General features: G+C 42.8%; 10 protein-coding genes. 8 read left to right on the top strand and 2 right to left on the bottom strand.

The window, feature by feature from the left end:
* The first annotated feature begins 18 nt into the window (after window positions 1–18).
* From AB5542_RS11395 to AB5542_RS11380, 4 genes are all read left to right on the top strand, one after another.
* Complete coding sequence (locus tag AB5542_RS11395; protein WP_279037614.1) at window positions 19–1,578, top strand: PKD-like family lipoprotein; 1,560 nt, start codon at window positions 19–21, stop codon at window positions 1,576–1,578.
* 66 nt (window positions 1,579–1,644) lie between these two features.
* Window positions 1,645–3,084: a peroxiredoxin family protein gene (locus AB5542_RS11390; RefSeq protein WP_279037615.1), complete on the top strand. Its 1,440-nt coding sequence runs from the start codon at window positions 1,645–1,647 to the stop codon at window positions 3,082–3,084.
* 27 nt (window positions 3,085–3,111) lie between these two features.
* Window positions 3,112–4,317, top strand: coding sequence for a TlpA disulfide reductase family protein (locus AB5542_RS11385; RefSeq protein ID WP_279037617.1), 1,206 nt, complete (start codon window positions 3,112–3,114; stop codon window positions 4,315–4,317).
* Window positions 4,318–4,326: 9 nt separating this feature from the next.
* A complete protein-coding gene (locus AB5542_RS11380; RefSeq protein ID WP_279037620.1) occupies window positions 4,327–6,156 on the top strand; it encodes a protein-disulfide reductase DsbD domain-containing protein in 1,830 nt (609 codons plus the stop codon).
* Window positions 6,157–6,232: 76 nt separating this feature from the next.
* On the opposite strand, the gene AB5542_RS11375 is transcribed toward AB5542_RS11380, so the two are convergent.
* Window positions 6,233–7,780, bottom strand: a complete 1,548-nt coding sequence (locus tag AB5542_RS11375; protein ID WP_279037623.1) for an ATP-binding protein — start codon at window positions 7,778–7,780, stop codon at window positions 6,233–6,235.
* Between the two features lie 155 nt (window positions 7,781–7,935).
* On the opposite strand from AB5542_RS11375, the gene AB5542_RS11370 reads away from it, so the two are divergent.
* Window positions 7,936–8,448 carry a DUF4494 domain-containing protein gene (locus AB5542_RS11370; RefSeq protein WP_087421295.1) on the top strand — a complete coding sequence of 171 codons (513 nt, stop codon included), beginning with the start codon at window positions 7,936–7,938 and terminating at the stop codon, window positions 8,446–8,448.
* A gap of 293 nt (window positions 8,449–8,741) precedes the next feature.
* Here the strand turns inward: AB5542_RS11370 and AB5542_RS11365 are convergent, their stop codons facing one another.
* Window positions 8,742–9,719, bottom strand: coding sequence for a hypothetical protein (locus AB5542_RS11365; RefSeq protein WP_087420901.1), 978 nt, complete (start codon window positions 9,717–9,719; stop codon window positions 8,742–8,744).
* A 351-nt stretch (window positions 9,720–10,070) separates the two neighbouring features.
* Here AB5542_RS11365 and AB5542_RS11360 point away from each other — a divergent pair, with 351 nt between their 5' ends.
* Genes AB5542_RS11360 through AB5542_RS11350 form a run of 3 tightly spaced genes read left to right on the top strand, consistent with a single transcriptional unit; the run spans window position 10,071 to window position 14,138 of the window.
* Complete coding sequence (locus AB5542_RS11360; protein ID WP_279037627.1) at window positions 10,071–11,666, top strand: Mfa1 family fimbria major subunit; 1,596 nt, start codon at window positions 10,071–10,073, stop codon at window positions 11,664–11,666.
* A gap of 36 nt (window positions 11,667–11,702) precedes the next feature.
* Window positions 11,703–12,719: a FimB/Mfa2 family fimbrial subunit gene (locus AB5542_RS11355; protein ID WP_279037629.1), complete on the top strand. Its 1,017-nt coding sequence runs from the start codon at window positions 11,703–11,705 to the stop codon at window positions 12,717–12,719.
* A gap of 3 nt (window positions 12,720–12,722) precedes the next feature.
* Window positions 12,723–14,138, top strand: coding sequence for a hypothetical protein (locus tag AB5542_RS11350; RefSeq protein ID WP_279037631.1), 1,416 nt, complete (start codon window positions 12,723–12,725; stop codon window positions 14,136–14,138).
* The last annotated feature ends 5 nt before the right edge of the window (window positions 14,139–14,143 follow it).

Raw genomic sequence — 14,143 nt, 5'->3', positions numbered from 1 at the left:
ATGAGAGGAGAAGTTATTATGAAAAAATATACATCGATAAAAGTTATCTTTCTGTTGTTCGTCATGGGACTAACGGCATGTTTGGATGACGAGGGGAATTATAATTATGCCGACCTCGGAAATTTTTACGTGGATACGGTGGGGATACAACATACGTATACGATCAAGCAATTTAGTTCTTTCGCGTTGACGCCCAAGTTTATTTATGATGGGGATAAAAGTGTACTCAAATATAAATGGGAACTCTACAAATCGGATGAGCCATATATAGGGCCTTCGTCATACGGAACCGGTTTTTCACATGATTATACACGTGATGACTATCCGGATTACACGATTTCGACCGAGAGAGAATTGAACGTGAAGATCGAGGCAATACCGGGTGCGTATTATTTGGTATTTACAGCTACTGATACGACGAGTGGATTGAAAACCACAATGGATTGGCGATTGACGGTAGAGGGTGTGATTGGTTCCGGGTTAGCTGTATTATATAAAAATGCAGGGGGAAGTGATATTGATATTGTGTACTCTCCGCTATTTAATGGTTCGTTGACAGAGACCTCTTATAATCGTAATGCTTATTCTACGGTAAATCCCACCCGTCCGCTTACCGGAGAACCGAAAGAATTGGTGAGTGCAATATATGCTTCTTATGATCTTTATTATTTATATATGACATCCGGGGAGGACGTGGTTCGTCTTTCGTCAATAGATATGAGTATTGCAGATGAGTTTGATGGACTTTTTGCCGGGAAGATTCCTGCTGTTAAAGATCTGAACGGAATTTTTGTTCGTAACTATAATACTTTCTTTATCAATAACGGTGTGGCTTATAAAGCGAATTCGGGAGGTTTACAGTTAACGCCGATGGCCATGAAAAATGATGATTATTATGCGGTGGCCGGAAATACAACTTGGCAAGTGAATTCGTTGTTTTACGATGGTCTGCATCGTCGGTTTATTTTCTCCAAAATGTGGAGTGCTGAAATTGACCCGGTTATTAATTCGGCTGCACATTTTGATTTTGGCAACGTGGGAAAGGATTTGATTCATTGGTCAAATGGTTATTGGCAAAGTGACAATCAAATAAATTATTGTTTCTTCAAAAATCCCGTTGACGACGGCAAACGTTATATGTATGTATTTGTTGCGGATAAATCGACAGCCAGTGCCTATACTTCTAAGTGTGCGATGGATATAAGTGCTTGTCCGGACATCGCTTTGGCCCATAGTTTTGCGACGGGGGAACGTGGTCCGGTTGTTTTTTATGCTACTGACGCTAACGTATATCGAATGAATTACAATGTGGATGACGCAACTTCAAGTGCAACTGCGGTTTGGACTCCTGCTGCCGGGGAAGTGATTACACGCATCGAACTTTTCAAGAATGCAGGTTTGAATCTGGAAAATAGTACAAAGGATAAGTATTTGCTTGTAGCAACTTATAGCTCGACGGGTAAAGGTAAGATTTATGTGATCGAGTCGGATATTTCCAGTGGAGTACTCGGTGCGGAGCCGGTTGCCGTGTATGAATTTGACGGTCGTATTGCCGATTTCGATTTTATCGCTCAATAATCAGCTAGTGAAGGTTGCCTAAGAATTTCTTAGGCGCCTTCATTCATAAATTTAATTCGTATTGTTATGAAAAGTATTGTATTGACGATATTATATATCGTTTTGGCTTTGTGTGCTATGGCTCAGCGGCCGATGAATGAAAATCAGAAAAAAGCGTTAGAGGCTCAAAAAGCCGGAGGCGAGACGTTGGCTCGTTTTAAATCGGAACTTCTCTATAAGCTTAAAGGAAAAGAGGAAAGTGTCTATTCGGACGTGGCACAGTGTTTCTATTATTTGGGAATGGAGGCTACATTTGATTCAATACAAAATGTGATTGTAAAAAAATTCCCTCATGGGGTTTTAGCCAGAAATCGCTATTTAAACACCTATATCTACTCGGAAATGAATCCGGAGAAACAAGAGGTATTATTCAAAAAATGGATGAAACGTTTTCCACCGGAAAAATTGGGAGAAAGTATCGTGTATGATTATGCCCGGAGTAGCGTGGCGGGAACATACGCGAGAAATGGTAATTGGCAAAAGGCAAAGGAGTATATTGATAAGATCGTTACGAAGGGATGGTTGGGAGAACCGTGTTCTGTGGTTGCGGGTGCTTTAAGTAAATGCGGGGATATGGAACATGCTCTTATGTTTTACAAGCTTGCCGTGGATAACTGCGAACAATTGCAAAAAGAGGGTGATAAGGCAAGTTTAGCCATCGCGATGAGAGGTTATCCCTCGTATTTGTCTAATTATGCAACAGCTTGTTACGAGGCGGGTTTACATTCAGAGGCGTTAGCGACTATGGAAAAAATGCCTCCCCATAGACGTGATAAATCTTACGCTTTGTTAATGGCAGAAGCCGGACGACCGTTGGAATCATTTTTGTGTTTGGCGGATATGATCAAAGCGGGGCAGGCAGACGAAGAAGTGAATCATAAAATAGAGGAACTTTATATACAACTAAACGGTAGTGAGAAAGGGTGTGATACTTATATCGGAAGATTGCGGAAAGCTCGTGCTGATCAACGAAACGAGGAAATCATTAAGAGTATGATTTCCCGGTCTGCCCCGGATTTCACATTGCCTGATGCGGAGGGAAAGGTTGTAAAACTTGCAGACTTGCGTGGAAAAGTTGTCGTGTTGGATTTTTGGGCTACTTGGTGTGGCCCGTGTAAGCGTTCGTTCCCGGCGATGCAAAAGACCGTAGAGAAATATCGAGATGATCCGAATGTGGTATTTTTATTCATCCACACGTGGGAAAAAGAGAACAATGCGACTGAAGAGGCCGTGAAATATTTGAAAGATAACGATTACTCGTTTCGTTTGTTGATGGATTTAAAAGACCCGAAAACGAAAGCAAATGAAGTAGTGAAGAGTTATGGCGTAACCGGGATTCCTTCAAAATTTGTGATCGATCCACAAGGACAAATCCGGTTTCACGTGACTGGGGCTGCAGGGAGCGATGCTGAGATCGTGGCCGAATTATCTCAAATGATTGAGATGGCACGTGAAAAAAAGAATTAAAAGAAATAGTGCTTTAAAATATTAGGTATGAAATATTTGCATTTTAAGTATATTAATATATCTGTTGTTCTTATCCTGTTATTTATTGGAGGAGGATGTGAGACATCTGACGGCTATAAAATCACCGGAATGCTCTATGGTTTTGCCGACAATACGAAAGTTAGCCTGACATTGGCAGCCACGCATCAAGATGAGAAAAAGGAAATGGAAACAACTGTACAGGATGGGAAATTCACATTTGTAGGAAAATTGGTGGAACCTCGTTATTATATGTTGACAATCGAAGAACCGACAGGAGTACGGGGTACTTACGGGTTTATGCTGGAAAATAGTGATATTACTTTTTCTGCGGTGAGAGGGGAACAACAAGAAGGAAGGCCATACGTGGAACTGAAAGATGTTCAATTGAAAGGCTCTGTGACGGATCAAATCTTCCGAGAGAAGATGGCTTTTCGTGAAAAGTTAGATCAAATGTTTGTCGATTATCGGGAGGCACATGCAGGGACGATAAAGAAACTATCGGAATTAAGGAAAAATGGAGATCGAAAAGTGATAACTGATTTTATGCAGACAGATGATTATAAGAATCTGGTGAAAGCTGAAAGAGAGGCTTTCCAAACGCTCGAAAAAGTCATTCATGATAGCGTGGCTGCAAACGGAGATTCATTTTGGGGACCTCTTTTATTGCTGAATAACAGGGCTTATTTCTCGTCAAATGATACAGAAGCTAAGGAACTATTCAATGGTTTTTCGGAAGAGGCGAAGAATAGTTTTTACGGTCAGGCTTTGAAGAAACAAATATTTCCCAAGACTTTGAAAGGAAAGTCAGTTCCGGAATTTTCTTTACCTGATCGGAATGAAAAGGTATATTCAATGAAAGAATTGAGTAAGGGAAAGAAATGCGTATTGATTGATTTTTGGGCTTCGTGGTGTGGACCTTGTCGTAAGTCGATTCCATTCTTGAAGAAAATGTATCAGGACCTTGTTGATCAAGGATTGGAGATAATCAGTATTTCAATCGATAAGAGTAATGCTGATTGGTTGAAAGCTCTTGACGAAGAACAATTACCTTGGCCTTGTTTAATTGATACGGAAAATGTTTTTGCAGAAAAGTTTGACGGTAGGGCGATCCCGATGTTTATTCTGGTGGATGGAAATGGTATTGTCGTTGAAGATAATCTTCGTGATCAGGCTTTAAAAAATAAAATTGAAGAGTTGATTCGGAATAAATAAAATTCGGATATGAAAATAATTCTATTAGGCTTGTTATTTCTGTTATGTCTTGATTTGCAGGCAGGGATAAGGAAAAGTAAACTGAAAGTGCTTTATGTTGGAGGATCTTCGGACGTGTATGCTAATATAAACAGAGGCAAGGTGGATTCTGCATTATTGTTGGAAGGGGCTAAAAAACGGACTGTGGCCTTCGAAAAACTGCTGAAACAATATTTTAAATATGTGACGGCTATTGATGCGAAAGACTACCAGCCAGTGTTGTCTGAGGATTACGATGTTACCGTGATGGACGGATTACCTCAACCGATAGTTCCTCCGACTACGCAAGAAGATCCCTTTGGACGGTTTTACGGGGAGAAAAGAGAAGGATATTTACCACAGGATTTTGATAGACCCATGTTGTTGATTGCAGAATTGAGTAGTTTAATTGGTACTCGTCTTGGGTTGAAAACGGACTGGTGCTGTCTGTGCTTGGATGCAGATGCTCATCACATACGTACAGAACATCCTATGTTTAAAGGACCATTCCCCGTTAAAATGAGTATGGTAATGAAACCTACACCGGAAAGTGCTAAATCTATTGCGAAATCCGAAGGAGAGGTCGTGCCTGATTCCATTTTGATGTGGCGAGTGCAAAAAGAAGGATATACAACGAAAGCCATACGCCCGGGGATGATCTCCAAGTCTGCCGGTTTTCTGGATTCTCCTGATGTAGAATTTATTTCAGGTGGCGTGTCTGCAAAGGGCTTGGAGGAAGTGGCCATCGGACGGCATGGGAATTTCTTACATTGGGGATTTTCAGCCTCACCTGAAGAGATGACGGAGGAGGCAAAATCAGTATTTGCCAATGCAATTGTCTATATTTCCCAATTTGCAGGGCAGACCCCGATAGCTAGGAAGTTTAATCCGTTTATCGTGACCGGGAAACACTTAAAATCAACGATTTTACGGGCTACTCGTGCTGCGTACGAAGAGCGGGTTTCTACATTAAAAAGGATCGGGAAAGAAGAATCGACTTATGGAGAGTATTTAAAGAGTATGTTCCCGGAATTGTATTTTTCATTTGGTACGGATGAAAAAGCGTACAAGGATTATTATATGAATAATGCCGGTTATTTTATGCCTCGACCGGGCCGGGTTTCTTTTCTTCTGGATGAGGATGCAAGAAGTCTGGGTATCTCTAATCATGACATTCGTCTTTTAGATGAAGCGATCCGTTTGTTGGAAGAGGGAACAGACGTGGCGAAAGGACTCCGTTTGTTAGAAAGATACACGCTTTGTCGTTTCGAGACTCCGGCAGAATGGCGTACTTGGTTTGAAACAAATAAATCTCGCTTATTTTTCACGGAATCCGGAGGATGGTTCTTTTTAGTAAACACCCGGGATAAAAATGTGCCGGGAAACGATTATCGTGTTTTGTGTACGGAATCAATTAAAGAACCAATCGAGAAAAAAACGTTGAAAGAAGAGGAAACGGATGAAAAGGAACCTGTAAAAGTACAGGCTTTTACAAAGAAAATGTCGAATGGGAATCGATTGATTACAATTCGGATGAAAATCCATCCGGGGTATCGAATTTATACCCAAGTGGATAAAAGTGCTCCCTATCTTCCCACGACAATAACTTTTGTTTTACCGAAAGGAGTTGAAAAGGTGGGAGAGTTAAAGCGGCCTTCAGGACGGGCGTATAATAGTGCCGGAACCGTTGTTGTGGAAGAAGAGGCGATATTTACTCAAGAAGTTCGAGGAACGGGGAACGTGACTTGTGTCATTGAATACCAAAGTTGTAATGATCAAATGTGTATGCCGCCTGCAGAGCTAAGTTTAATTGTAAAATAAATAAATCTATTTGTTCTACTCCTCCCATCCGAGATTGATCGAATGGGAGGTAATTCTTTTAGTCGATATAGAGAAGTTATTCCACAATCCACCTCTCAATATTCCGAGTATTATTATCAAAGTTAATCCCGATTTTGAACAATTGTCGGGAATCCGCTTCAAATGGTCGGGCGTAATGTTTCGTTTCGATTTGTTGTAAGGCTTCTTCGGCAGAACCTTCCAGTTTGAATTCCATCACGTAGATGTAACGGTCGGTTTGCAGTACGAGATCCACCCGGCCCTCGGATGTGTGATATTCCGCTTTCACGTAGAAACCTACAAGACGAAAAACAATAAAAAGTACGTTTTGATAGTGTACTTCCAAATCCCGGATCAATTCGTAAGGTGTATCAGCAAAGAAGCTTTGCAGGCGACGCAGGAAGGCATCCGGTTGGCCGGATTCAATCTCTCGTGTGAATTGTTGTATCTCGAACGGGGATTCCACTTTGTTCACGTTCGTGTAGAAGGGCATTAGGAATTTGATAAATCCTTCCTCGACTTCTCGGTTCGGAAATCCTAAAATATAATTCTCGAATCGGGGATCGTAATCCTTAATCGTGAGATACCCGCTTTGATAAATCACGGGGATAGGACTTTCATCGGCATAAATGCTGTTGAGTACCTCGGAATTCGTCTCTTCATGAGACATCTGTTCGAGGTTATAATGATTTTGTTTCAATAATTCGACCAAGTAGGTGGGAGTACCTGTTTCGAACCAGTAACTACCGAATTCCTGTTTGGCAAAAGTGTTTAACACGCTGAACGGGTTGTAGATCCCTTCGCTGTTTTGACGGAAATGATAGCCGTCGTATGCCTCTTTTAATCGGGTGCAGGTTTCCTCGTAAGTCATATCCTGTGCCGTGGCTAATCTCCGTAAATCATCTTCAAAATAGCGATGAATCTCTTCTTCTGTCATTCCGCATAGAGAAACGTATTGTTTATCCATGGAAATATCGTTCAAGTTATTGAGATCGCTGAACACACTGACCTTCCCGAACTTGGTAACCCCGGTCAGTAAGGCAAATTTAATATCCCCGTCCATGGTTTTCAAGGCACCGTAGAATGGTTTCAACGTGTTTCGGAATTCCCGTTGTAACTCTTCATTATTAATCGCTTGCAACATGGGTTTATCATATTCATCGACAAGGATCACCACCCGTTGCCCGGTTAATTCATGAGCCCGGCGGATAATTCCGGCAAAACGCAGGGAGAAAGAGGCTTCTGACGGCTCGTCCCCGTAGATTTTTTCCCAACGGGTTAAAGCGTTGTTAAGAATATTTCCCAAGCTTTCGATCGAGTCATATTTTTCGATGTTCAAGTCGAGGTGTAGAATGGGATGTTGTAACCACTCTTTCTCTAGTTCTTCCATGGCAAGGCCTTGGAAAAGTTCTCGCTTGCCTTGGAAATACGCTTCGAGCGTTGAAATGAGCAAGCTCTTCCCGAAACGGCGGGGACGACTTAGGAAATAGTAACGTCCTCTCTTGGCTAATTGGTAGATCAGCGCAGTCTTGTCAACGTAAAGATACCCGTCTTTCCGAAGACTTTCAAAATTTTGAATACCGATTGGATACAGTTTCTCGCTCATGATTTCTCTTGCTAGTAAATTCTTCAAAGACAAATTTAGCTAAAAACAATGATTCGTACGTGTTATATGCGGAATATTTTTGTGACCCGTGGAATAATTTTGGGGAGATTATTTTACTTTTGCTGTAGAATTAAACACATAAAAAATAGAGAAAAATGACAGCAAATTGGTTTGAAGCGAAGGTAAAATACGTGAAAGTGGGCGAGGATGGAAAAGAGAAAAAGATGTCCGAGTTGTATTTGTTAGATGCGATGTCCTACACGGAGGCGGAGAGCCGGATCACGGAAAATCTGCGGGAGATGATTCAGGGAGATTTTTATATCGTGGGGTTGAAAAAATCGAATATCACGGAGTTGGTGGAGTCGAATGACGGGAATGACGATAAATGGTTCAAGGCGAAAGTGGCGATTATTGATGCGGACCAGATCAGTGGTAAGGAGAAGAAATCTCACCAGTATTATTTGGTGGCGGCAGCGGATATTGAGAAAGCATTGGCTAATTTGCAGAAGAGTTTGTCAACCTACGTGGTACCTTTCGAGATCAGCTCTTTGACCGATACGAATATCATGGATGTGTTCCCTTATTTCTCGGATGATGCGGATCAAGAAATCCCATCCAATCTGAAACCGCTGGGTGATTTTGAACATGAGGCAGAGATAGACGCTTAGTGTAAAATATATTGAAATAATGGGGCTGTCCCAAAAGTCATTTTATTAAAAAACTCCTCCGTCACTTCGTGCCACCTCCTCTATAAACAGAGGAGAAGCTGGTGATTCACTCCGAAGATGGGGGGTGTTTCAACTCTCCCTCTGTTTATAGAGGGAAATCGGCGAGTAAGCGAGAACAGACAGGGAGTTTACTCGTTGTCTGTCGAACGAGAGCCGATTCGAGACTGCTTGCAGGCTCAATACCCCGAAGGGGGGAGGGAGTTTGAAGAATGACTTTTTGTACAGTCCCATCATTATTTTAACACCTCGTCGATAATCCGGTATTGCGTGTTGAAAAACAACCGTCTCTCGATGCGTCCGCTCCTAGAAAGAAGGGTGGAAATATGGCATAAGGAATTGATCCATTCTTTTATTTTATTAAAATTGTCTTCCGAATCCTGTATCATCGAAAAGCTGAAATTAGTTTGGAACAAGGCGAGATGCCTATTGCCGGAAAAGAAGTAACTGCTGGAAAAACCCACATTGATCGAGGATACGAGAAAATCTGTTTCGGGTGGAAAGGGGATGCTAGGAGTACGTGTTCCGTTTAGTGTCTTTTCTAATTGCGACAATATAAGTTTGAGTTCATTTTTGATGTCCTCTTTTTCCTGTTCGGAAATAATATGCGTTTTGTAGAAATTACTTATTTCTTTAGATAATGCCCAAATCAGCGAGCTATCCCAAATATAAAAAACGTGCTGAAAGTTATAAATGTCATTGTATTTTTCACTGATAGCTGATAACCTGGGAGGAAGTTTCCACTGGGAAAAATTGTTATACTCGTCGGATTGTACGAAATAGTACCCCCATTTAAAGAACATGAACTTCATTATAAGCGGGGAATGTACGAAAAATTCCAAGGGTAGCGAGTGGTAAACGTTTCCGCTGGTACCGGGTTCATCTTGGTTAATCTCCTCGATTTGTTTAAAATTAAGATCTATCATATCGCATAAAGCATCAATGGAGTGAAACTTTAACGGGGTTTCCAGTATGAATGGGAGCCATTGAATATCTTCTTCTTGGTATAAAAGACTATCGAGAGAGATGTTTAAAATTTTGGCCAGTATGCCCATTTCCCGGATGGAGAAGTTGACTTTACCTGCCATTCTCCGGTAAACTGACTCTTTTTCCAGTTTCAGAATGTCTGATACCTGATTAATAAGTTCAGCTCTCTTGGAATTTCTTTTGTGTAGTTCCTCGATGAATTTATCATGAAGATCTTTTTTTCTCATGGTGGTTCTATTTAGTCATATATTTGATACTGGTAATTGTGGAACAATAATCAAATATAAACATAAATCCAGAGGAATTTTTAAAATATTACGTTAAAATGCGGGCTGTTTTAAGAATAGATGCTTTGCCTTGAATGATTCTCCGTTTCGGAGAATGTCAAGAATATAAATCCTCTAAGATGGAGGAAATACAATGTTTACCTCTATTTATTGTATGGATAAAATCAAAAATGATGGGGATGTCGCAAAAATGTATGATCACATCCGGGAGAATGGACTAAAGTTGTCTTTTTCAAGCAATACCGATGGTCTACTTTTGTATTTAGAATATAATATTATAAAAGTAAGCAGATGAAAAATAGGATGGTTCTAAGGTTAGCATTGGCGGCAATCGTTTTTGCCGGTTGCGTGGAAGAGAAGGAAGATAAGTCATTGACAAGTGGCGGGATAGCTGATGTGGCTTACATTTCTCTCAAAGTTAAGACAGAAAAAAACGAGGCTCGTTCCTCGGGTGAAAATGTGGGAATGAATGAAAGTGATTTGAAGACTCTCTACTTGATAACTTTTGACGAAACAGAAAAAGTGGTCGGTATTCCCAAGACAACAGAATACTATACCAAAATTGAGGATGCGGCGTCAAAACCGGATGCGATCAAGATTTCAGCAGCTTCAGAAAAACTATTGGTGATTGCCAATCCGGGGGATGAGCTGTTGGACGTGATTGAAAATATCAACGATCGAACCACGTTTTCCACGATAAATGCAGCGGTAAAAGGGGTTACTATGGCAGAGATTACAGATAACGTGAATGCAATAACCAGGGGATTCACGATGATTAATAGCGGGGATGAGAGTAACAAGCAGGCCGGGGAAAAAATTACTGATCCTTTGATCAGTCTTGTTGGGAAGATTCAAGTTGTGTCGAAAGATCTGGAAAAAGAGGATGCTATTAGAGAGGCTGAGGATGACAATAACCGGGTAGACGTGAAAATTGAACGTCTGGCTTCTAAGGTGGAGTTAAAGCTTAAAGAGTACAATAATGATAAGATCGTTGTTGAACCTACCGGTGCGACCTTTACTTTTAAAAATTGGACGATTGACGTGATAAACAGTACGTTTTACCCTTTTGCCGATAAAACTCTACTTACCGTGATTCATTCGTCCGGGGGAAGTTACGTCAGTAACTTTTATACCAAGGACCCGAATTTCACGAATGCCACTGGTATAGTGAATGCTACCGTCAACGAAACGACGTATGAACCAGAGTTGGTAGCCCCTTACACCTGGATGGCGGCAGCGACCGGAACTTATTGCATTGAGAACACGATGGGTGCGAATGATCAGATATTTGAGAATGCCACTCGTGTTGTGATTAAAGGCGTTTATTATCCTGAAAATCACGTGGGAACAGGCGATTGGTTTAGTTTTGCCGGTAAAACCTATGCTAATTTTGATAAGCTGAAGGAGGCATATAATGCCATTGACGTGGGCCCTAACTTGAAAGCAGCCTGCGAGAAAATGTACGTGAGCGTAAGGGCTTATGCGGATAAAAATAGTGGTGTGGATCTTATCGGGACATCGTTCAAAACGTTGGAGGTGTCTGATTTAGCACAAATCAAGAATGGAGGAGAGGTACTTAAAGACGGGAAAAATCCGATCATCCGGTGGTATCAAGGAGGGCTTTGCTATTACTATTACGAGATTCGGCATGATAACGATACCGATGAGCATATGGCTTTCGGAAAATACGGGGTTGTGCGCAACAACTGGTATAAGCTGACCTTGGGTTCCGTGAAAGGGGCAGGAACTCCTTGGTTCCCGGATGTGGACAAACCTGGTCCCGGTGATTCGGATCCGGATGATCCTATCGATACTTCTACCGGGTATTTGGGAATCACCGTGGAGGTCGCACCGTGGATTATCTGGGAAAACGAGATCGATATTTAGTGATTGAGAAACTGGATTATTATAAAATTTCAACGTATGAACACGGGGAGGTTATATCGGGATTGGAGCCAAAGGATAGGTATCGCGCTGGCGTGCTTGTTTCTGTGGTCATGCGACGTGATGAAGGAAGATACGGACAACTGTGGCGTGTACTTGGAATTTATCTATAATTATAATATGGAATATGTCGACTCGTTCGATCCGTGGGTCAACACGGTTGACATATTCGTGTTTGACGCTGATGAGCGTTTCCTTTTTACGAAACATGCCCGGCGGGAAGAACTCGTCGGGGGGAAGCAAATGTTACTGGCTGATAATCTACCCGTGGGACACTACAAGATCTTGACCGTGGGAGGTTTGACCAATCATTTCCGGGTATCGGATGTGTGGGGGAATGCGCTTTCCTCGGGCGAAACGATGTTGGAGGACGTACGGATCGTTTTAGAACGGATCTCTCAGACCGTGTCTCATGAATTTTCCCCTTTGTGGATCGGGAAAATGATAGAGATTGATTATAAAGCGGATCGGGGCGTGTACCCGGTGTCTTTGGTTAAAAATACGAATCATTTTCACGTGTTACTGGCTGAAGTGGGTGGTAGTAGTGCGGGACGTGCGGACCGTCCCGTTTTTATTTTTGAAATCCTGACACCCGAGGGAGCGGTCTACGGACATGATAACGCTCCCCGGGTGCAGGAATCCGTGACTTACATGCCCTATTCCCTAATGGCGGGCGAGGGGCCGGAAGTCTTGTCAGAAGGCCACGTGAATACGGTTAGGTTACTTTACGATGAGGATTACGATTATAAACTGATCGTCTATGATACACGGACCGGATTGCGGGCATGGGATTATGATTTGATGAAACTCTTGGAGTCGAGAAAACCGATGCTACGTCCGGACGGGAGTACGCTCCCCGTGCAGGAATTTCTCGACCGGCAAAGTGAGTGGCGTTTAGTGATCCTGTACAAAGAGGGGGAGAACCCGTCCGGTTTCGTGGCTTTGAGTATTGAGGTTAACGGGTGGATCGTTTGGCGTAATGACATAGGAGTTTGATGTATGAAAAGCAATATGTTACATATCGTTTGGGTTCTGTTCTTTTGGGTGGCCTGTATCGGGGAGCGTTCGGAGGATGGTGGGAGAGAATCTCTCGGTTCGCGAGGAAAGATCGACGTGGAAATACTCGTGCGGGGGGCCGATGAACATGATTTTGTTCGAACGGTTCGTTTTGTCGTGTTCGATGATGCCTCTGTTTCCCCGACGTTGGACATAAACGAGTTCGTAGTCTTGGGTGACGAGGAACGTGATGCAACCCGATTTAAAACCACTCTGGAAGTGAAGACGAATCCGGATAAAATGCTTGTCGTGGTAGTGAACGAACCTCAGGTCATGACGAGTGTACTGAATGCGGTCATTGTCCCGGAACAACTGGAAGAGATGCTTTTCCGGATGGATGATGCCTTTAGTTTTGATCACGTGCAACCCTTGATGTTTGGGATCCCGATGTCCGGGGTGAAACGGAAAATCGTGGTGGAGGAAAACGTCACGGCCAACGAGAAGATCACGATTGAACGGGCTGTGGCCCGTGTCGAACTCTGGTTGAAGAAAGCCGACGAAATCGCTTTCGCCCGGCTTTCCACGTCCATGAATTCTAGGGTACTCTTGGAGAATACTTACGGGAAGGGCTATCTGGTGACGGGGACAGAAGCCGATAAAACCCGTTTCCAGACCGGCTTAGAGATCGAGAATAATTTTGGTTATATGCAAACACCCACTTCCGGTTTCGAACACGTCGTTTGGAATTACCGAGATGCAAACGTGTTGGAACTATCGGATGCCCCGCGACGGATATGTATGTTCTACACGCCGGAACGAACTTACGAGGTTGCCGATGATCGGAATAAATTGTTTTTGGACATCCGGGGAATCACTTCCCCGGACGGAGAGAGAGGAACCCGAACCGCACTCACGGAGTTTACTCCGGAAGGTGGAGGCACCCCACGGGTGCTTACCGAGATCCGGCGTAATAATGTCTACCGGATCATCGGTACGGTGAAAGAAAAGACGGTACAATTTGAGCAGGCCGTACTTCCGTGGACCGAGGCGGGACAAGGAACAATCATTGATCCCCAGTATTACCTGCGGGTAAGTCGGGATGTTCTTCATGTCGGGCTTGCGGGTGATGCTGTCACGATCTCGGTGGAGACGAATTATAACAGGGGTGACCGGGGATTTCCGAAGGGGGTGCGGTTGGGTGAGATTAGTTACTATGATAAAGATAATCATCCCTTGGAGGCTACCGCCGGGGGACGGGATTGGCTGGCGGTTAATATGTCAGGCGTGGACGGGGATTTATCTCGGAATATCGAGTTTATCGCAAAGACAAGTTTGAATAGTGTTCCCGCGGGGTATTACGCTTTGGTTGAAATTAAAGCGGGAAACCTGATTAAAATAATTCGGGTTACCCGTTCATGATAAAT

Origin of the sequence: Butyricimonas sp. RTP31003st1_G1_RTP31003_210430 (genome assembly GCF_040920905.1) — a bacterium.
In the GTDB taxonomy this organism is placed as follows: domain Bacteria; phylum Bacteroidota; class Bacteroidia; order Bacteroidales; family Marinifilaceae; genus Butyricimonas; species Butyricimonas paravirosa.
This window is presented reverse-complemented; position numbering and strand designations above follow the sequence as displayed.